The sequence below is a fragment of the Shewanella algicola genome, assembly GCF_014648035.1.
Taxonomy (GTDB): Bacteria; Pseudomonadota; Gammaproteobacteria; order Enterobacterales; family Shewanellaceae; genus Shewanella; species Shewanella algicola.
The window spans coordinates 71,230-90,908 of sequence record NZ_BMQI01000002.1; the positions used below are offsets into that span (position 1 = coordinate 71,230).

The window sequence follows — 19,679 nt, forward strand, 5'->3', positions numbered from 1 at the left end:
TCGCGGCAACAACGTATTGCCGCTGTCAAACTGTATCAAAGGCTAGCAAGATAAGGCTAGAGTGATAGGCTAAGAATTATAAAAACTCTTCACCACCGCCACCGCCAAGCATAATCTCACCACTGTCGCTTAAACGACGCGCAATGGATAAAATCTCTTTTTGCGCCACTTCCACTTCACTAATACGAATTGGGCCCATTGCCTCTAAATCATCACGTAATAGCTCAGCGGCACGTTTAGACATATTGCCCAAGATTTTTTCTTTTAAGGCTTCGTCAGCACCTTTAAGTGCTTTCATTAGCACATCTTGCTGCACTTCGCGTAACAAGGCTTGTATACCGCGATCGTCTACATCGATTAGGTTTTCGAACACAAACATCATGTCTTGAATTTGCTGCGCCATCTCTTCATCAGACTCACGCATGGTCTCCATTATTTGACTTTCAATACCAGTATCAAGGTAGTTCATAATATTGGCAGCCGCTTTTAAGCCGCCCATTTTCGCTGCTTGTGCCCCGCCCTGTCCGGCAAACTGTTTCTCCATGATGTCGTTCAATTCTTGTAATGCTGCGGGTTGTACTTCTTCAAGGTTAGCAATTCGCATCATTAAGTCTAAACGCGTGTTTTCAGGGAACTGACTAAAAATCTCTGCCGCTTGATCAGGCTCTAAATATGACATGACAATCGTTTGAATTTGCGGATGTTCGTTTTGAATAATGGTGGCTACCTGGCGTGCATCCATCCATTTTAACGAATCAAGCCCTTTAGCGCCGCTGCCCATAATGATTTGTTCAATCAAGTTACCGGCTTTATCTTCACCCAATGCGGCGGTTAACGCTTTACGGACAAACTCTTCGCTGTTAAAGCCAATTGACGAAAACTTTTGAATATCATCAAGAAACAACTTATGTACGCCAATAACCTTTTCTTGGCCAAATTCTTCCATTGCCGCCATCGCCATACCCACTTTCTGAACCTGCTTAGGCTCTAAGTGCTTTAAAATTGACGCTGCATCGGCCTCACTTAAACTCAGGAGTAAAATCGCAGTTTTTTCAATGCCGCTGAGTGATTCTGGGTCAAAAGCTGCGGCTTTTGCTGGTGCTTTTTCATTTTCATTAGCCATTGTCTTGTAACCAATTCTTAACTACTTGAGTGGAAAGCTCAGGCTCATTGGCCACGAGTGCTCTAATTGCTTTAATCATATCATCATCTTTATGCAAATTAGGAATTTGAATTGATCCATCATCAGCATAACTGTATTCGGCTTCTTTGGTATTCAGCATACCTAGGGTATCTGCAGCGTATTGATCTTCAATTTCAGCTAATTCATGCCCTAGACGTATTTCCGGTGGCATTTCGGTGCCTTGCGGGTTGGTAAGCTTTTTCAGCATTGGACGAACCACCGCTAAAAACAACACTAAAATTAGCAATGCGCCTAACACCAAACGAATGGCACGCCAAAACCAAGGTTGCTCCCACATGTCTGGCTCTGGTAGTTCTTCAATCAACTGATCCATAAACGGCACTGTAACCACCTCAAGCGCATCGCCACGCTGAGTGCTAAAGCCTACAGCACCTTCAAGTAAACGGCGAATGTTGGTTAACTCTTCTTCTGTACGAGGTACACGAGACACCTGGCCATTTTCATCTACTTGACCGGGTTTAAAATCAATGGCTACCGACACACTCACCCGGCGCACTACACCTATTTGTTGGCGAGTATGGCTAATGGTGGTATCAAGTTCATAATTACGGGTCGCTTCTTTAGACATATCGCCCGATGTTGTTGAAGTACTGCCAGCCTCACCTGCCACTTGCGGAATGTCTGATTCCATTGGCGGTTGATTACTTAACGCACCAGGGATGCCGCCAGAACTTTGACCAGATGAGTTACGTTCAATGGTCATTTCGCTACGAATAGCCGGTAAATCAGGTGAAAAACGCTTAGCGGTTTGCTCAATCGCGGTAAAGTCCATGTTCACATCCACTTGCGAAGTGAAGTTTTCTGGCCCCAGGATTGGCATTAAAATCGATTCAATTTTTCTGCGGTACTCTGCTTCTTTTTGCTGTACAAGCTCAGACTCGCGGCGTGCTCTAGCTGATGTGCCATCTTGGCTGCCCGAGTTTAATAAGCGGCCGTTTGAGTCAGTCACTGTCACGCGAGACGGCTCAAGCCCCTGCACTGCAGAGCCGACAATATCAACAATAGAGTCAATTTCTTCCTGGCCTAATCCACCACGGCGAACACTCACAACCACTGTAGCGCTGGCCTTTGAAGCATTACGGGCAAATACGTTTTCTTTTGGTAGGGCTAAAATCACTTTGGCGCGGCTAATACTTTTTAACTCTTCAATGGCGCGTGCTAGGTTTAATTCTTGGCTGTGCTTTAAGCGGGCCTGCTCCATGCGCTGGCTCACACCAAAGCCACTGTCCTGGCTTAAGTAGTCATTAGCCTGCGTACTGCTTTCAATACCCGCACGGCTTAATAGTAATTTCACATCTTGATAAACGTCTTCTGGTACCTTGACCACATCAACATTAATTTGATAATCAATTTGGCTTTTATCTAGCACATCAAGCACCTGGATCATTTCGGCCGTGTCCATTTTACCCAGTGGACGATATTCAGGCTCTTGCGCCCACATCATCACAAATACGGCTAACGCAAGACACACTGCCAACGCCAAAATCATGATCACTTGGCGCATCATGTCAGCACCGCCAACACCGCCCATTAACCCAGACTTATTCTCTTGTTGGACACCGGCGTCAACTGTTGAATCTGAACCTACCATTATGTCTGTGCTCACAATATGTACCTGCTATATGTCTGATGTGATTAATTACCTAGCGCTTAAAACCGACAGCGGCTAAACAGGCATACTCATGATTTCTTTATAAGCATCAACTAACTTGTTACGCACTTGCACCGTGGCCTCAAAGGCAACGCCGGCTTTTTCACGGGCAATAACAGTGTCAGACAAAGTCACCGTGGTATCACCCATGTCTAATCGTGATGCTAAATTTGATGATGTTTGTTGAAGTCCGTTCACGCTACCCACAGCCTGAGATAACAACTGGCTAAAATCAGCCCCTGTAGTGTTATTCACTTGCTGGGTTAAGTTAGGAGCAATAGACGAGCCAATAGAAGGAGCTATTTCGCCACGAAGCGATTGCATTTCTTGTAATAGTGGATTTGCGCTAATCTGCATGATGTCACTCCCTTTTGTCGACTTTTTGACGACTTCAATAATCTTATAAGGAGTTAAAGCAATATAGATGCCAAGATTTAAAACGAAAGGAATAACATCAACAAAAATAACCTATCTACATGCCAGCAGATAGGTTGATTTTATTTAAAGTTCAATCTAATCAGTCCATTAAGGTTTGCGCAAACAAGCTTACGCCGGTAATTGAATCCCCATATCGCGCATTTTTGCCATTTTGTAACGCAAAGTTCGCGCACTAATGCCTAATTTTTCAGCGACCATTTTCCGACTCCCCTGACATTGATTCAGGGTTTCTAAAATAATCACGTGTTCCTGAGCTTTTAATTCATCGCCTAGGCCTTCAACATCTTGGGGCTTGTCATTATCCACTTGCTCCGCAGGCATTAAACTGACATCAGCAGAATCAATAATAATGTCATTCACCCCAATCTCATCATTAACACGTAAAATCAGCGCCCGCTGAATCACATTATCAAGTTCGCGCACATTACCCGGCCAACGATGGGTTAATAAACGTCGGGTGGCTGCATCGTCAAGCTTTGGCACTGACGTCATATTTAAGGCTTTAGCATGTTTAGCCAGTAAATGACGCGCTAACGGTAAAATATCAGCCGGACGTTGATGCAGTGCTGGCCACGTTAACGGAAACACGTTAATACGGTAGTACAAATCTTCTCTAAACTCGCCAGACGTAGCCATGGCTTTAAGATCGCGGTTTGACGTTGCAAGTACCCGCACGTCCAATTTAATGGTTTTACGGCCACCTAAACGCTCCACTTCGCGCTCTTGCAATACACGCAATAACTTGGCTTGTAAGCCCAGCTCCATTTCCGATATTTCATCTAGTAATAACGTGCCACCTTGTGCCTGCTCAAACTTGCCTGGGCATGCCTGATACGCGCCAGTAAACGCGCCTTTCTCGTATCCAAACAGCGTGGCTTCAAGCATATTTTCTGGAATAGCCGCGCAGTTAATTGCAATAAATGGCTGACCATTACGCTGGCTATGCTGATGAATATAACGCGCTAATACTTCTTTACCGGAGCCACTTGGGCCCATGATCATCACCGAGGCATCAGACACAGCAACACGCTGCGCAAGTGCTAATAACGCTAAACTCTTGTCATCGGCAACCACGGGATTATCGTGGTTTTCCTTTAACGGTAAATAACGTGACACCTGGTTTAGCAACACTTCAGGCGCAAAGGGTTTGGCGAGGTAATCAACCGCACCTAACTTCATGGCACTTACGGCACTGTTAATCGTCGCATAAGCTGTCATTAACAATACCGGCACTTTAGGCTGATGTTGCTGCAAATAACTTAACAAGCCCATGCCGCCAATGCCGTCCATTTGCACGTCACTGATAACCATATCAAATTGATTGGCTTTTAAGGCTAAAATAGCCTCTTCTGCGCTACTCACATCAACACAGTCATAGTGCGCTAAGAGTAAAGTGTCTAACAATGCTTCACGTAAATCAGCATCATCTTCAACAAGTAATATATGTGCTTCAGCCATGTGCCACCTCCTGCTGATGTGCTTGTTTAGCGTGCGGGAAAATCAATCGAATATGGCAGCCCATTCCTGGTTTGCACGACAACTGAATTTGCCCGCCATGGTTACGAACCACAGACTGCACCACAGCTAACCCAAGGCCTGTGCCCTGGCTTTTAGTGGTATAAAATGGCTCTAACACTTGTTTTTGCATGGCAGGGTCAAGGCCTTTGCCATTGTCTATCACATCTAATAATAGTCCGTCTGCGGTTTCACTGGCAGACACTTTAATTTTAGTCGCGCCAGCTTCAATGCTGTTCATCACTAAATTATTCACCGCCGAACTTAACGCATTAGCGTTAGCAAGCATGGTCGAATGCGAGGTGTCTTCAGCTTGTAACTGGCAGTGTTTTTTATCTGCTATGGGCTCACAGTTCGCCATTACCTGGGTAATAATGTCATCTAAGGTAACAGATTCGGCCATGCTGTCTTGACGACCTTTGGCCATTAACAACATGTCATTAACTTGACGCTCTAACTCGTTTAAGCGATCCACCAATTTAGATTGAAACTTAGTGCGCGCCGTATCAGTTAACTTTGGGCTAGCCAAATTTGAGGCGTACAACAGCGCCGCAGACAACGGCGTACGTACTTGATGCGCCAGGGTCGCCACCATTTTGCCAAGTGAAGATAAGCGCTGTAAATGCGATATATTCTTTTGTAATAAACGGGTTTCAGTTAAATCGGTCAATACAATGAGCTGCCCAGGTTCTGGCGCTAATGGGGTAATGGCCAATTTAACACGACGACCATTTTTTAAAGACACTTCATGGCCGTCATCGTCTTGCGGCGCAAATGCACGGTGAATAATGTCAAACCAGCGCGCCCCTTGTAATGGCCGGCCTAATAGCTCGGTGGCCACGGGATTGGCTAGGGTAACTACGCCATCACCATCGATAATCACTACGCCTGATGGCATAGCCTGAAGAATATGTGCCATTTGATTAGACATATTGGCAGCCTTACTTGAATAAGCACTTACAACCGGCGCAAATACCGGTGCTTTAGCATGCGCAATACTTTGACGGATGGCATTGTTACTTGGCCGGTAGTCGACATGAGCCTCAGCCTGAGCCGCAGCATGAGGTGTGGCTGTAAGCGGGGTGGTGGTAAACGATGCTGTCATCGGCAACTCAACCTCCGCTGCACGCGGATTTGATAACACTCGAGCTGAATACATGGCCACTCCGTCAAAAGAATTACATTTAATCACCATAATGCATTTAGTGTGCCAAGGCGAGGTTCTAGGGGTTAGGAACTCGCAGGCTCGCCTGAGGACGGACATCGTCCTGCTAGGGTCTAGGTGCTAGATTCTAGGTTCTGGGGTTCTAGAAGCAAAAAACACATCCGTAGATGTGTTTTTAGATTGAATAGCTTAGGATGAATCAAAGCAATAATAGGCTAACGGTTATTCTTTGCTCATGCCGTATTTACGCATTTTTTCAACAAGGGTGGTGCGGCGAATGCCGAGCATTTCTGCGGCGCGGGCGACGACATTGTCTTGTTGTTCTAATGCCTGGCGGATCATGTCGATTTCGAGCTCGGCCAGTAAATCTTTAAGGTTAACCCCTTCTGGCGGTAATTCGCTCGGGAATCGGGTTTCAGGAATATCGACAGGCTCTTCATCGCTGAATATCGACGCGAGAGCATCGCGCTCGAGTTGCTCTTCGCTAATTTCAACGCAGTATTCGGGTACATCAATGTAACGGTATTTATGCGGTAAATCGTTTACATCAACGAGTCCGCCTGGGTATAAAATCGTTAAACGCTCAACTAGGTTAGATAATTCACGCACGTTACCCGACCAGTTATGTTCTTTTAACGATTCAATGGCGCGTTGGGTGAAGCGAACTTTACCGCGGCCTTCGTTAAAGACGCGGTTGACTAACTCGTGCAATAACAAGGGCACGTCATCGCGACGCTCGCTTAAGGCAGGCATTTCGATAGGAAATACATTGAGGCGATAGTATAAATCTTCACGGAAATCATTTTCTGTGATCATGGTTTCTAAATCACGGTGAGTCGCCGCCACAATACGCACATCGGTAGGAATAGTTTTACTGCCGCCAACCCGTTCAAATACACGCTCTTGCAATACACGCAGCAACTTAACTTGCATTTGCAGCGGCATATCACCAATTTCATCTAAAAACAGTGTACCGCCTTCGGCGAGCTCAAAACGGCCTTTACGGGCAGAAATCGCGCCAGTGAACGAGCCCTTTTCATGGCCAAACAATTCACTTTCAAGCAGCTCTGGCGGAATAGCACCACAGTTAACCGGAATAAACGGTCCATCACGGCGCTCAGACAAATAATGAATATTACGCGCTACCACTTCTTTACCGGTACCCGACTGCCCGAGTACCAGCACGGTGGCATCTGAGCCAGACACCTGATTAATTAAATGCCTTACGTTAGCTATGCCTTCACTGCGGCCAACTAAACTGCGGAATAATTTGGTTTGGTTACCACTGGTTAAGGTGTGTTCGCGTTTGGCCTGACCAAAGACTTGGCAAAAATGCAGTAACTCGGTTAATTGCGGGTAATTGAATGGCTCTTCTATTTGCCCAAGAATATTCGACAATTGCAGGGCTGACTCGCCCAGTATTAACAGAGGCTGCCACGGTGCGATAGAGGCGATATTTTTAATGCTGTCGGCAGTTATGCCGTCGTCAACGATAACCACAGCACGAAACCTCGATTGTTCAATCAAGGTCAATAAAGATTCATTAGAGACGACTTCGCACTGCTCACCTAAGAATTCGAAAATGCAGCACAAACGAGTCACGCGCTCTGATGGGGTAGCGACAATTAAAATTCTTTGTTCTATTTGCATCATTCAGACGGCCAAAAGCTCTTGTTATAGGTTTTCATCCGGGAAAGTTACGTTGCAAAAGCAACAAACTAAAGTTCAGTGTAGCCAAAAAACTGACAACACTAACGATATTCTATCATTATTCCTAAAACAGGATCGTAATTCTGTTATATACCATCAAGAAAAACGAACTCAATGATAAATACTCTTAACCCGAGTTATAGTTAAATATTGTATTATCAGCCCGCCAGAAGCAAGCAACAGTTACATTTTATCTACAACAAGCCACATTTTTTATGAAAACGCTGTTTTTTCAGTCAAAAATTTGCCAGTTTAACCAGCGATAACAACATTGAAATCAGTTCAGGCAAACCAAGGCTATTAACAAACGCCATAAAGCAAAAAAGACGCAAAGCGCCTTTTTTAGTTTACATACAGTATGCTGTAACGTTTAACTTGCCTCAGAAGTCAAGTTATGCTGATCTTGCGGAATCGCATCCCAACCTTCTTTAAGTGTTCTCAACACACTTACAGCATCATCAATAGCTTTAACATCATTATTCAAATTAGCCTCTGTGGCTTTCATAATGATAAAATCATATAATTGACTCAAGTTACCTGCAATCTCTCCGCCAGCGTCCATGTTCAAACTGTTATTTAATCCATTAACAATCCCAATCGCTTTGCCTATGAAGACCCCTTTATCTGACATATTTTTATTTTCAATAGCATAACGACTCTGAGCGAGTCTCTCTAGACCACCAGCAAACATCATCTGAACAATTCGATGCGGTGATGCAACTGAAATCTCGCTATCTAGTGACACCTTGCGATATGATTTTAAAGAACTTCTCATAATAACCTACCTATTTGCATCAATATTCTGATATACCTTAACTTGCCTTTGATGAGTGCGTTTTAAATTCAATAAATTTTGTCTATGAGACATGATTTGAGATGCTCTACGACTAAAGCTTTCTGTTAATTTCAGTTGCTTAGATAAAGATGGAGCAAATGTGTCATCTACGGCATCATTTATCATTGAATCGATACTTATTTGACGCTCTCTAATGCTATCAAGCAATAATAATACCAACTTATCAGAATCATCATTTTCAGCAGCAGTTTGCTCAATTTGATTTAACAAGTCTTCAATTTTGGCATTGGTAGTTTCAAGGTTAGTATCCAAAGACAGCTCCTTTTATGAACTTATGACACCAGGTAATGATGCTAAACTACTGGTCAAACTACTCCCTTGAGAGTTTAATTCTGAGACAATAAGATCCATTGCATTAAATTGTTTAAGTAAACGAGCCTCTAATTGTTCCATCTTTAAAGTAAAGGCTTCTCTTTGGTCGGTAATTCTACTTTTTTCGGAAGTATAAGTATTATTTCGACTATCAATAGCACCACCACTTTTAGTATAGCTTTCAACTAAATCACCAAATTTGTACGCTAGCCCTGTATCGCTGGTAGCAAAAACGCCCTCAACCAATGACATATTATTGGTAATGGAATCATTCAACTTATCATCATCAATAGACAACTTTCCATCACGATCAGTTGAAATGCCTAACTCGTACAATGCAGACTCTACGCCATCAACACTAACACGTTCACTCACCATTTTTCTGAGTTGGGATTCCAATGAGCGAATCATAGAATCACCTTGTAATGCGGCGGCAGTATCTTCTTCAACATCAAAAGAAGACAAAGTGCCCATTTTAGTAATCAAAGAGTTATATGAACTCACAAAACTCTCAATATTCGTTTTTACCGACTCAGTGTCTTGAGCAATAGTAAGTGTTGAGGTTTCACCCACATCAGCATCCGTTAGAGTAAGCTCAACCCCGGTAATCGCATCATCAATAGTATTACCTTGTGAAGTTAGCTTTTGACCATCTACATATATAATTGAATTTTGGGCTTCTTGTAAGGACTCTAGATTAGTTCCAGAGAACATATCTGATAAACCAGTACCAGTTGTATCTGTAGCTGTCACAGTAATTTCATTATCAGTGCCGGTTTCAGTCGAGGTGAACACTAACCGGCTACCCGCATCACTTTTAATAACAGTAGCTGAGACACCTGAATTATCTGAAGCATTATTTATTTTTGACGCTATAGCAGCAAGATTATCGGTATCAGTAATAGCGACAGAAAAGCTTTCACCATTAACAGAGAAATCTAGGCTTCCTTCACCTACACCAGCTGTAGCATCGCTAACTGTTGCTCCTGCAAGCTTTTGTGACTGAGCTAATTGCTCTACAACGATAGAATAACTACCAGGTTGGGAATATTGATCGGCTGTAGCAGTAAAAAAATCACTGTTTCCTGTGGATACAGTACGAATATTCAAAAACTCGCCGCTTTGCAGCTTTTCAGCTGCATCTTGGAATGTAGATAAAGCACTTTTAAGTGTACCAATAGCTGACACTTTAGCATCAATTTTCGTTTCTGTTTCAGTAAACCGTGCTTCTTTAGGGGTTTTCTCAGCATCAACAAGCACACCGACGATACTTGAAATATCAAGACCTGAACCAATACCCGTTGCTGTTAAAGCCATAAAAACCTCTCATTAAGCCTATTATTTACTGAAAAAACCAACTTAGATATCAAGCATAAATTAAGCCAACTTTACTTTTTGTGCCATTGAAGGAGATTACACTTCAATTTTCATCAACACACCTGATACTTCACTTATCTTTTGCGCTAACTGCAATGCTTCTTCACTTGGGATTTGCCTGATGATGTCGCCCGACTCTATATCTTGTACCTTTATGACTCGTTTACCAGAATCATCATCCACAGAAAACTTTAACCCTTTCTGCATCATTGCTACCATATCAGTTAAATCTGTAGCAACTTGTTGTAATTGCTCCTCATCAGGTTCAGTATCAGTCACTTTAGTTGTAACTTCTGATTGATTAACAGTTTTATCCAATGATGACTCATCAACTTTTTTTTGTTCTAAAATCGACTGGTTAAAAGCTAATGGTACAGCAGAGTCGACTCTACTAACATCAGAACTACTGGAAAATTGTGCGGTATTATTGATTTCCATCATGCACCTCAGTATAACCTAAAGAATGTAGCTTCCTAGAAGCATTTTAACGACAAAGGGAGATCCTACTTGGATCTCCCTAAAGCTATGGAACTTAAAACTGGCTGACTAAAGTAGCGATAGAGCGATCTGAGGTAACTGGTTAGCCTGAGCTAACATAGCTGAACCGGTTTGCTGTAGCACCTGATTCTTAGTCATAGTTGCAGTTTCTGATGCAAAGTCTACATCCACAATACGACTTTTAGCATCAGCAACGTTTGCCTGAGTGTTAGCACTGTTACTAATGTTATAAGCTAGGCGGTTTTGTTTCGCACCCAAATCAGCTCTTTGACTGTCAATAGTTTGGATTGCGGCATCAATAGCTGTTAGCGCTGATGCCCTGTTTGCTGATGTAGCATTATTGAGTGCATTTACTGATAAGGATCCTGCATCGCTTGTCTCTACAGTAATAGTGATATTTTCACCATCTTGATGACCTACCTGGAAGTTTTTACCTCCAGAGAATGTTCCGTCAAGTAACTTAGTATCACCGAACGCAGTATTATCGCCAATTTCTGTAATTTCTAGTGCTAACTCATCCATCTCAGCTTTTAACGCAGCTAAATCTTCTGTACTGTTTGCACCGTTAGCTGATTGCACGGTCAAATCACGCATACGTTGCAACATATTGGTTTGTTCTTGCATTGCCCCTTCTGAAATTTGAGCGATAGAGATGGCGTCGTTAGCATTACGCATGCCCACTTCCAAACCATTGACCTGTGAATTCAAACGGTTAGAAATTGCCAGACCTGCAGCATCATCTTTAGCACTATTAATTCTTAAACCTGAAGACAAACGCTCCATAGAAGTGGCAAGCGCATTGCTTGACGAATTTAGGTTTTTTTGTGCTTTCATTGAAGTCACGTTAGTATTTACTGTAATAGCCATGATTGCTTCCTCATATTGTTTCTGACTTGAGATACGCCTGTTTGCTTTATGTCAAGTCAGACAGGTCTTGCTCGTTACAATATATTTAACGGCACTAATGCTTTTATCTTTAGCTTTTTTTTTACTTTTTTATCAACCTAAAAAAAGTAGCTAAAAAGTAAGTAGTTAAAAGAGACACTTGTTAATGATATTTGCAAAGCCGTAGCAGGATAACGAAACCAATTAGATGAGATTACAAGAAAAGAGAACATGATAAAGCCCAGTGACTTACAACCAACTCTAAGTAACTGGGCTAACTGACGGTTTATCTACTTACCCAAGTAGTGATAAAGCAACTTGAGGTAATTGGTTAGCTTGCGCGAGCATCGACGACCCCGTTTGCTGTAACACTTGATTCTTAGTCATTGTTGCAGTTTCTTTAGCAAAGTCTACATCAACAATACGGCTTTTAGCATCGGCAACGTTAGCTTGAGTGTTCGCACTGTTGCTAATGTTGTAAGCAAGACGGTTTTGTTTTGCACCTAAATCAGCTCTTTGGCTGTCAATAGCTTGGATTGCGGCATCAATAGCGGTTAGCGCAGATGCCCTGTTCGCTGATGTAGCATTATTAAGTGCATTTACTGATAAGGATCCTGCATCGCTTGTCTCTACAGTAATTGTGATGTTCTCACCATCTTGATGACCAACTTGGAAAACTTTACCAGCAGAGAAACCGCCAGCAAGTAACTTAGTATCACCAAAAGCAGTAGTGTCACCAATGCTCTGTATTTCCTCAGCCAGCTGATCCATCTCAGATTTTAACGCAGCTAAGTCTTCTGTACTGTTCGCACCATTTGCTGATTGAATGGTTAAATCACGCATACGTTGCAACATATTGGTTTGTTCTTGCATTGCACCTTCAGCGATTTGGGCAATTGAAATAGCATCGTTGGCATTGCGCATCCCCACTTCTAATCCGCCAACTTGAGAATTTAGTCGGTTAGAAATAGCCAAACCTGCTGCATCATCTTTTGCACTGTTAATGCGTAAACCACTCGATAATCGCTCCATAGATGTTGATAACGCTTGGCTTGAACTATTTAAGTTTTTTTGAGCTTTCATTGATGTTACGTTGGTATTTACTGTAATAGCCATAAGTAATTCCTCATTCCTAGTTTTGTTGCCAAGACTGTGGAGCTTGGCTAAATTTTACAATTTAACGTGATTGCTTATTGTTAGATGTAATCAAACAATGAAAGCGAACCTACCGAACTAAACACACTCGATACCGCATTAAGTGCGAGTTGTTGCTTTTCAAATTCAGTAATGGCTTCGGCAAAGTCCAAGTCTTCTAACTTAGAAAGTGCACTGCTATTAATGATTTTTTCTTCCGAATGGTTTGAAGAAATACTCTCTAAACCTTTCAAATTGTTGCCTGCAATACTTCTAGCAGTACTGACTTGATTTTGACCACTATCAATATCATTCAATAGTTGTGCCAACTGTGATTGGCTTTGTGCAGTAGATGTTGCGTCAGGGCTTTCTAAGAAAGCTATCGCTTGGTTAAAAGCATCAAAAATACTGACAGTCTCTTTAGGCTCAATCGTGAAAGAGTCACCTGCTACAGGGTTACCACTTAAAGTCACTTCAATACCGTTAAAAGATACCGAGTTTGTTGCATCAAAATTAGTCACTGTTGTCGTAACAGTCCCTGCTGAGTCGACAACTTGCAGATCAACTCCAGCACCATTATCAACAAAATTAAATACATATGTATCAGCAATGTGGGATGTTTCATCGGTGATTTTTGCACTAGATAAATTGAACTCCCCCTGTTGTGAAGACAAATAATTGACACCGTAATCGCCAAGTGGGTTTGCAGCATTCATGAATGCAGTATCACCCGGAATATTTGTCGTCAATGCAATACCAGATGCCACAACACTTTTTCTGATACCAGAATCACCGCTATAAACAATTTCACCACTAGCATCAAAAGCAAATGGTTGATCATTTGTTTTAGTGCCCGCAAACATATAATTGCCAGATTCATCTTGGCTATTTGCAATAGAAAGCAGCTCTTCTAAGCTTTGTTTCATTTCATCGGCAATCATTTGCCGCTCATTTGAACTAAGACTGCCGTTGGCACCGCGTAATAACTGTTCTCGCATTGAGGCGATTAATGTCTCTGTGCTGCCAATTTTACTTTCACTGATTGCTAAGTGATTTGTTGCATAATCGATATTTTTCTCATATTGCTCGACTAGGGTGTTTTTTTGTTTAAGATTATCAATCGCAATGGCTGCTACTGGGTCGTCACCTGCGGTTTCGACTCTTTTGCCGCTCGAGATCTGCCCCATAATGCTATTGGTGGCCGATTGCTTTTCTAAAATGCTGTTAGTGCTTTGTTGAAACATTTGTCCGGTAGAAATTCTCATGATTTATCTCCTAGCGAACCGAGCTAAATAGGGTGTCAAAAATGGTTTGCGCGGTAGACATAATCCGTGCGGCGGCCTGATATGACTGTTGAAAGCGCAATAAATTGGCGGCTTCTTCGTCTAGGTTAACGCCAGATTCGCTTTGCACACGATCATAAGCTTGCTGATAAATTGCTTCTGCCGAGTTTAAACCCACTTCTGCCGCTTTGGTTTGACTACCAATGTCTAATTTGGTGTTTTCAAACACGCTGGTTAAGGTGCCAGTGCCGTTGTTCATTAATTTAACGTCCGACAATTTAGCCATTTCAACTGCATTGCTGTTGCTGCCTTCGGCAAACGTTAAGTCAAACGTAAAACTGTCGGCGGTTGCCGTGGGGCTTGAGGTAATATCAAAGTCCATACCAAAGGCATTAATGTTGTTATTGGTAATTGTGCCTGTGCCTAATGAAGTGCCCGCACTATTGAATGCCTCATAAGTATTGGCAGCAGTATTTAGCTCAAAGGTGATTGATGAGCCAACGCCTTGAAAACCTGTCGCGCTTGAGTCCATGCTGTTTAAGCTAACCGAAGTATTACCTGAATTTGTTGTGGCGGCTGTTAATGTTGGCCCAGCGGCAGCAATGCCTTTAGGGTCAGTCATGATGACACCAATACCCGCTGCAGCGCCGGCGGTTGGACGGATTTCAAACCTATCGCCAACATCCATTGCGCCACTGGCAATATTAATGGTGAAGCCTTCGTCGCTCACAAGCTGACTGCCGGTTTGGGTTAATGTTGTCACACTGCCCGTTTGAGTGTCTGTTAATTCAAAATCGCCTTCGGTGGTGAAACTTAACTCGTAACTGCTACCAGACAATGCGCCGACATCATCGATATTGACCGACATCACCGCGCTACCTGTATTGCTTGAGTACTCCCCAACGCGGCCTGCTGCCATTAACGGATTATTGATATCACGAAAAATATCGCTACCAACCTCACCGTTTAAATCAAAACCGCTTGATTGCATTTGGTTAAAGGTATCGGCGACACCTAAGGCCAATTGGCCTAATTCATTGCTGGCTGGGATTAAGGTGTCGTCGCGATAAGCAAATAAGGCACCTAACTGTCCGCCTAATTTACTGGGGTCGACATCTAATGTTTTGTTAGTAATAGAGGCAGTAATTTTAGGCTCGTTAGGGTATGGATCGCCGGCGCTCACGCCCATGCTCATTGCCACTTCGCCCGACACCAACATGACAGACCCGCCTAACATGATAGATTTAGCGCCCGTATCTAACGGGATAACGTTAACTTGCGCGTATTCGCTCAGCTCTAATATCAGTGCGTCTTGCTTGTCTAAAATTTGGTTGTTGTCGCCTTGATCTTTCATCAATTCTAAATTGATGTTAGCCAGCTCTTTGCTGATTTCGTTGACGCGGGTGGTCACTGACTCTATTTGGCTATTGGTTTGTTTTACCTGGTTATCCAGTTGCGACTGCATTTGATTAATGCCGATGGCCATTTGTTCGGCCGCGCCTAAACTGCTGCTACGAATACCTAAGTCGGCAGGTAGGTCGGCTACGCTGTTAAGGCTGGCAAAAAAATCATTGACACCATTAGGCACCATATTTCCCACTTGTGCATACAGCTGGTCGAGTTCGCTTAATTTTGAATATGAGGTTTCAGCCGCGCCCATACTGGTTTGGCCGATACGTAACTCGCGTGCGGCAAACTCGTTGTAAACACGTTTTACGTCAGACACATAAGTCCCTGTGCCATAGAAGCTGTCGCCAAGACGTTGTGATTGTAACGTGGCTTGCGTTGCCGTTTGACGGTTATACCCTTCGGTATTGGCATTGGCGATGTTATTACTGGTTACCCCAAGTTGAGACTGGGATGCCGCGACACCGGTACGTGCGATACTAAGTAGATCAATCGCCATTATTTAGTCTCCAGAGGTAATACAGATTTAAGGCCTTCTTTTACCGACTTCATCACGTTAATCACCTTATTGGCATATTGTGGGTCGGTGGCATAGCCTGCCTTTTGCAGTGCACGAATAAATTGAGTCGGCTCGCTGGCCACTTTACGTGCATCTTCATAACGTTCGCCTTGGCCAATAAATGACACAAAGTCGCTAAAGCTTTGTTCAAGGTTGTCGTACATTCTGAAGTCTGCTTTTTGTTGCACCGGAATGCCTTTTTCAAATTCCAGGGTGTTAACCGAGGTTTTTTCACCTTGCCAACGTTTGTCGGCTTTGATGTTAAATAAGTTGTGGCTCATGGTGCCGTCGTTACGGCGAACCACTTTTTGGCCCCAACCGGTTTCGAGGGCCGATTGAGCAATGAGTACTTCTGCTGACGTGCCTAATGTTTTGGCGGCTTTTTCAGCATGTGGATATAAGGTTGAAATAAAGTGTTGTGGGCTAGTAAATTCACTTACCGCAACTCCTTTCGCTTTTAATTTATTGGTTTCTTGCGGCAAATCATTGCCAGCGTTTACCGCCGAAATCGCCGGTATTGTGGCCTGTGTATTGGCAAACGATTGGCTCGCGAGCTGCTCACCGCGCAATACACTGGCAAGCTGTTGTGGCATTGCCGCTTCTAGTTGAGCGTCGTCAATGGCATGGTGCGATGTTGCCACGTGTTGATTTGACGCAATGCTGGCTAATGTGTTTTGGTCTAACTCACTTGGTTGCGCCACAAACATGCTTGGATTGACTTTGTTGTCGCTGTCGCCACGCAGTACAGAGGCAGGAGTAACTGGGCTGTTTTCGGGGTCTAGTTGTTGCACCATTAGCTCTGCTAGCCCCAACATGCCTTTGTTTGAGAGATCAACCGACATTTGCTGGTCGCGCATTTGCTCAAAAAACTCTGTGGTTTGGCTGTTCATCGGATTGTCTGACTTAAACGCGGCATTGGCATCTCGCATGCTTTTCATCAGCATTTGAATAAAAATACCTTCAAATTGCTTTGCCGCTTCTTTAAGTGCCCCCTTCTCGTCTTTCTGGGCTTGGACACGAAGTGAATCTAGTCCTCCTAGATCCAGAAAGTTCGATGAATTTGACAACTTTTCCATAGTCATACCGACAATTTTTAGATGATGATAAGTTCACCATGCAAAGCGCCTGCCATTTTTAATGCTTCGAGTATGGCAAGTACATCAGATGGTGCGGCGCCCACTAGATTGACGGCTCTGACAAGCTCATCAAGGCTGGTGCCTGGATTAAACATAAACATACGACGGTCTTTTTCTGACACATCGATAGTGCTGTTGGTGGTTACCACAGTATCGCCACCCGCTAATGCGTTAGGTTGTGATACTTGGGTGGCTTCAGCGATGGTGACCGTTAAGCCGCCATGGGTAACGGCTGCAGGCAATAATTTAACGTGCTGGCCAACCACTATGGTGCCGGTACGTGAGTTAACAATGACTTTGGCTGACTCATCAGCAGGCTCAACCTCAATGTTTTCAAGGGTTGATAAAAACGACACCCGTTGTGATGCATCACGCGGCGCACTCACTTGGATTGAAGTTGCATCAATAGCGCGGGCCATGTCTGGACCAAGCAAATCATTAATGGCATCGGCCATGCGTTTTGCGGTAGAGAAGTCTGAGCGACGTAAATTAAATGTGAGGTGATCGCCACTTGAAAATGGGCTAGCGACACTGCGCTCAACAATGGCGCCACTGGGAATTCGGCCTACCGTTGGGGTATTTTGAATCACTTGCGAGCCATCTAGGCCTTCGGCGCTAAAACCACTCACCACAAGGCTGCCTTGAGCAATAGCATAAACGTTGCCATCAACCCCTTTTAAGAAAGTTTGAATAAGCGTACCGCCACGTAAGCTTTTGGCTTCGCCTAAACTCGACACGGTAACGTCAAGGTTTTGACCCGGCTTAATAAACGCTGGCATGTCGGCATGCACAGCCACTACCGCGACGTTTTTTGAGTTGGGTCTTACTGAATCTGGTAAATTAATGCCAAAGTTTTTTAGCATAGTGCGAAAGGTTTGCTCGGTATAACGGGTTTTTTCACCGGTACCGGGTAAACCCACCACTAAACCATAACCAATTAACTGGTTGCTTCTTACGCCTTGAATATTGGCGATATCTTTAATGCGCTCGGCGTGAACGGGCGTGCTAAGGATTAACATTGAGGTAATAAGCGACAGCAACAATTTGATTTTCATGTCTTACTCCTTAAAAAGGCCACCAGTCGCTCATGAAAAACGAATTCAACCAACCGACTTTTTGTGAGTCTGCAAATGAACCTGTGCCACTGTATTGAATACGGGCATTGGCCACTCGGGTTGAATCGATGGTGTTATCTGGGTTGATGTCCTGGCTGCGCACTATGCCAGTAACACGAATAAACTCATCACCGTTATTGATCGAAATCCACTTTTCACCACGAATGACTAAATTACCGTTGCTGAGCACCTGCATGACGTTGGCAGAAATGCTGCCGTCTAGACTGTTAGACTGGTCGGCATCGGCTTCGCGGGTGGTGTTGATGCTATCGGAATAGCCTAAATCAAGTGGGATGCCATTAATGGTGACGTTTTTACCGCCGGCATAAACCGGTGCAACATTGAGGTCACTGCCTTTAGAAATTTCATTATTAGCGCTTTTTTTCGCTTGAGTAGACTCTTTTAACGTGACAGTAATGATATCGCCAACGCGATGAGCACGAATGTCTGAGTACAAACTCGATGCTTGAGTATCAAGAAAAATAGATCCCGAAGCGGCCACTTGCGTCGGCGGCGTATCTGGGTATACCGGCGCATAGTATGGGTCGTCGGCAATCGGCTTTGTTTGTGTAGAGCTACAGCCCGCCACCAACACCATTGACGCTAACGTAATATATTTAATCATGATATCTCCTTAGAGGTTCTGATTAACGTAAGACAGCATTTGGTCAACGGCTGAAATCACTTTTGAGTTCATCTCGTAAATACGTTGACCTTGGATCAGGTTCACTAGCTCTTCTGTCACGTTGACGTTAGAGGTTTCAAGTGCCCCTTGACGAATAGCGCCTAAACCATCTTGCGAGGCTGTGCCTTGAATAGGCGTACCACTGGCACCGGTTTCGGTGTAAAGGTTTTGCCCTAATGGGTCTAGCCCTGACGGATTAATAAAGTCGGTCATGGTTAACTGGCCAATCACCTGGCTTTCTGCAGTGCCAGGGATTTGCACTGACACTTCACCTTCGGCTGACACGGTAATACTGGTGGCATCATCTGGCACCGTAATGGCTGGCTGCACTACATAACCTGAGCCAGGGGTCACAATTTGGCCGGTATCGTCCAAGCTAAATTGGCCGTTACGGGTGTAAGCTGCTGTGCCGTCTGGCATTTGCACTTCAAAAAAGCCTGAGCCTTCAATCATTAAATCTAATGAGTTGTCGGTGGTCAGCATGCTGCCCTGAGTAAACATTTTTTGGGTGGCAACCACTTTAGTACCTGCACCAATGTTTAGGCCATTAGGTAATTTGGTGTTGTCTGCACTGACGCCGCCGGCTTGATTGACTGTTTGATACAGTAAATCTTCAAACACCGCGCGACTTTTCTTGAAGCCAACCGTACTGGCGTTGGCCACGTTGTTAGAAATAACCGAGATGTTGGTTTGTTGGGCATCGACACCGGTTTTACTTATCCATAACGCTGGAATCATAACTATTACTC

18 protein-coding genes are annotated in these 19,679 nt (G+C 43.9%); all 18 read right to left on the minus strand.

The genetic code is table 11. The features are described 5' to 3' along the window. Positions 1 to 76: 76 nt before the first annotated feature. Complete coding sequence (fliG, locus tag IEY42_RS01520) at positions 77 to 1,123, minus strand: flagellar motor switch protein FliG (protein WP_188923615.1); 1,047 nt, start codon at positions 1,121 to 1,123, stop codon at positions 77 to 79. Continuing rightward, positions 1,116 to 2,798 (minus strand): flagellar basal-body MS-ring/collar protein FliF, encoded by a 1,683-nt coding sequence (fliF, locus tag IEY42_RS01525; RefSeq protein ID WP_188923711.1) that lies wholly within the window; start codon positions 2,796 to 2,798, stop codon positions 1,116 to 1,118. The genes fliG and fliF overlap by 8 nt, the downstream gene beginning before the upstream one ends. Positions 2,799 to 2,870: 72 nt before the next feature. Continuing rightward, the gene (gene fliE, locus IEY42_RS01530; RefSeq protein WP_188923616.1) at positions 2,871 to 3,212 is read right to left on the minus strand and encodes a flagellar hook-basal body complex protein FliE; all 342 of its coding nucleotides are present in this window, start codon (positions 3,210 to 3,212) and stop codon (positions 2,871 to 2,873) included. A gap of 189 nt (positions 3,213 to 3,401) precedes the next feature. After that, entirely contained in the window at positions 3,402 to 4,751 is a 1,350-nt protein-coding gene (locus IEY42_RS01535; RefSeq protein ID WP_188923617.1) for a sigma-54-dependent transcriptional regulator, read from the minus strand. After that, positions 4,744 to 5,967: a sensor histidine kinase gene (locus IEY42_RS01540; protein ID WP_229779857.1), complete on the minus strand. Its 1,224-nt coding sequence runs from the start codon at positions 5,965 to 5,967 to the stop codon at positions 4,744 to 4,746. Before IEY42_RS01540 ends, IEY42_RS01535 begins: the two co-directional genes overlap by 8 nt. 228 nt (positions 5,968 to 6,195) lie before the next feature. Continuing rightward, positions 6,196 to 7,626: a sigma-54 dependent transcriptional regulator gene (locus IEY42_RS01545; RefSeq protein ID WP_188923618.1), complete on the minus strand. Its 1,431-nt coding sequence runs from the start codon at positions 7,624 to 7,626 to the stop codon at positions 6,196 to 6,198. A gap of 427 nt (positions 7,627 to 8,053) precedes the next feature. Beyond that, positions 8,054 to 8,458 carry a flagellar export chaperone FliS gene (gene fliS, locus IEY42_RS01550; protein ID WP_188923619.1) on the minus strand — a complete coding sequence of 135 codons (405 nt, stop codon included), beginning with the start codon at positions 8,456 to 8,458 and terminating at the stop codon, positions 8,054 to 8,056. Between the two features lie 6 nt (positions 8,459 to 8,464). Beyond that, positions 8,465 to 8,791 (minus strand): hypothetical protein, encoded by a 327-nt coding sequence (locus IEY42_RS01555; protein ID WP_188923620.1) that lies wholly within the window; start codon positions 8,789 to 8,791, stop codon positions 8,465 to 8,467. A gap of 12 nt (positions 8,792 to 8,803) precedes the next feature. Further along, positions 8,804 to 10,168 carry a flagellar filament capping protein FliD gene (fliD, locus tag IEY42_RS01560; protein ID WP_188923621.1) on the minus strand — a complete coding sequence of 455 codons (1,365 nt, stop codon included), beginning with the start codon at positions 10,166 to 10,168 and terminating at the stop codon, positions 8,804 to 8,806. A gap of 96 nt (positions 10,169 to 10,264) precedes the next feature. Continuing rightward, positions 10,265 to 10,669 (minus strand): flagellar protein FlaG, encoded by a 405-nt coding sequence (locus IEY42_RS01565; RefSeq protein ID WP_229779859.1) that lies wholly within the window; start codon positions 10,667 to 10,669, stop codon positions 10,265 to 10,267. Between the two features lie 105 nt (positions 10,670 to 10,774). Next, positions 10,775 to 11,593, minus strand: coding sequence for a flagellin N-terminal helical domain-containing protein (locus IEY42_RS01570; protein WP_188923622.1), 819 nt, complete (start codon positions 11,591 to 11,593; stop codon positions 10,775 to 10,777). A gap of 312 nt (positions 11,594 to 11,905) precedes the next feature. Next, on the minus strand, positions 11,906 to 12,727 hold the full coding sequence (locus IEY42_RS01575; RefSeq protein ID WP_188923623.1) for a flagellin N-terminal helical domain-containing protein: 822 nt from the start codon (positions 12,725 to 12,727) through the stop codon (positions 11,906 to 11,908). Between the two features lie 80 nt (positions 12,728 to 12,807). Further along, positions 12,808 to 14,010: a flagellar hook-associated protein FlgL gene (gene flgL / locus IEY42_RS01580; RefSeq protein ID WP_188923624.1), complete on the minus strand. Its 1,203-nt coding sequence runs from the start codon at positions 14,008 to 14,010 to the stop codon at positions 12,808 to 12,810. A gap of 10 nt (positions 14,011 to 14,020) precedes the next feature. Then, positions 14,021 to 15,934: a flagellar hook-associated protein FlgK gene (gene flgK / locus IEY42_RS01585; RefSeq protein WP_188923625.1), complete on the minus strand. Its 1,914-nt coding sequence runs from the start codon at positions 15,932 to 15,934 to the stop codon at positions 14,021 to 14,023. Beyond that, positions 15,934 to 17,070: a flagellar assembly peptidoglycan hydrolase FlgJ gene (gene flgJ / locus IEY42_RS01590; RefSeq protein WP_188923626.1), complete on the minus strand. Its 1,137-nt coding sequence runs from the start codon at positions 17,068 to 17,070 to the stop codon at positions 15,934 to 15,936. Before flgJ ends, flgK begins: the two co-directional genes overlap by 1 nt. Positions 17,071 to 17,087: 17 nt before the next feature. Further along, positions 17,088 to 18,185: a flagellar basal body P-ring protein FlgI gene (locus tag IEY42_RS01595; RefSeq protein ID WP_188923627.1), complete on the minus strand. Its 1,098-nt coding sequence runs from the start codon at positions 18,183 to 18,185 to the stop codon at positions 17,088 to 17,090. A 10-nt stretch (positions 18,186 to 18,195) separates the two neighbouring features. Further along, the gene (flgH, locus tag IEY42_RS01600; protein WP_188923628.1) at positions 18,196 to 18,870 is read right to left on the minus strand and encodes a flagellar basal body L-ring protein FlgH; all 675 of its coding nucleotides are present in this window, start codon (positions 18,868 to 18,870) and stop codon (positions 18,196 to 18,198) included. A gap of 9 nt (positions 18,871 to 18,879) precedes the next feature. Continuing rightward, positions 18,880 to 19,668 carry a flagellar basal-body rod protein FlgG gene (flgG, locus tag IEY42_RS01605; RefSeq protein ID WP_188923629.1) on the minus strand — a complete coding sequence of 263 codons (789 nt, stop codon included), beginning with the start codon at positions 19,666 to 19,668 and terminating at the stop codon, positions 18,880 to 18,882. Positions 19,669 to 19,679: the final 11 nt, after the last annotated feature.

Excerpts from the sequence above, each read along its gene's own strand:
- IEY42_RS01565 (WP_229779859.1), bottom strand. The coding sequence starts at position 10,669 with ATGATGGAAATCAATAATACCGCACAATTTTCCAGTAGTTCTGATGTT.
- IEY42_RS01535 (WP_188923617.1), bottom strand. The coding sequence starts at position 4,751 with ATGGCTGAAGCACATATATTACTTGTTGAAGATGATGCTGATTTACGT.
- IEY42_RS01595 (WP_188923627.1), bottom strand. The coding sequence starts at position 18,185 with ATGAAAATCAAATTGTTGCTGTCGCTTATTACCTCAATGTTAATCCTT.
- fliD (WP_188923621.1), bottom strand. The coding sequence starts at position 10,168 with ATGGCTTTAACAGCAACGGGTATTGGTTCAGGTCTTGATATTTCAAGT.
- flgH (WP_188923628.1), bottom strand. The coding sequence starts at position 18,870 with ATGATTAAATATATTACGTTAGCGTCAATGGTGTTGGTGGCGGGCTGT.
- IEY42_RS01545 (WP_188923618.1), bottom strand. The coding sequence starts at position 7,626 with ATGATGCAAATAGAACAAAGAATTTTAATTGTCGCTACCCCATCAGAG.
- IEY42_RS01540 (WP_229779857.1), bottom strand. The coding sequence starts at position 5,967 with ATGTATTCAGCTCGAGTGTTATCAAATCCGCGTGCAGCGGAGGTTGAG.
- fliG (WP_188923615.1), bottom strand. The coding sequence starts at position 1,123 with ATGGCTAATGAAAATGAAAAAGCACCAGCAAAAGCCGCAGCTTTTGAC.
- flgL (WP_188923624.1), bottom strand. The coding sequence starts at position 14,010 with ATGAGAATTTCTACCGGACAAATGTTTCAACAAAGCACTAACAGCATT.
- IEY42_RS01570 (WP_188923622.1), bottom strand. The coding sequence starts at position 11,593 with ATGGCTATTACAGTAAATACTAACGTGACTTCAATGAAAGCACAAAAA.
- flgG (WP_188923629.1), bottom strand. The coding sequence starts at position 19,668 with ATGATTCCAGCGTTATGGATAAGTAAAACCGGTGTCGATGCCCAACAA.
- flgJ (WP_188923626.1), bottom strand. The coding sequence starts at position 17,070 with ATGGAAAAGTTGTCAAATTCATCGAACTTTCTGGATCTAGGAGGACTA.
- fliE (WP_188923616.1), bottom strand. The coding sequence starts at position 3,212 with ATGCAGATTAGCGCAAATCCACTATTACAAGAAATGCAATCGCTTCGT.
- flgK (WP_188923625.1), bottom strand. The coding sequence starts at position 15,934 with ATGGCGATTGATCTACTTAGTATCGCACGTACCGGTGTCGCGGCATCC.
- IEY42_RS01575 (WP_188923623.1), bottom strand. The coding sequence starts at position 12,727 with ATGGCTATTACAGTAAATACCAACGTAACATCAATGAAAGCTCAAAAA.
- fliS (WP_188923619.1), bottom strand. The coding sequence starts at position 8,458 with ATGAGAAGTTCTTTAAAATCATATCGCAAGGTGTCACTAGATAGCGAG.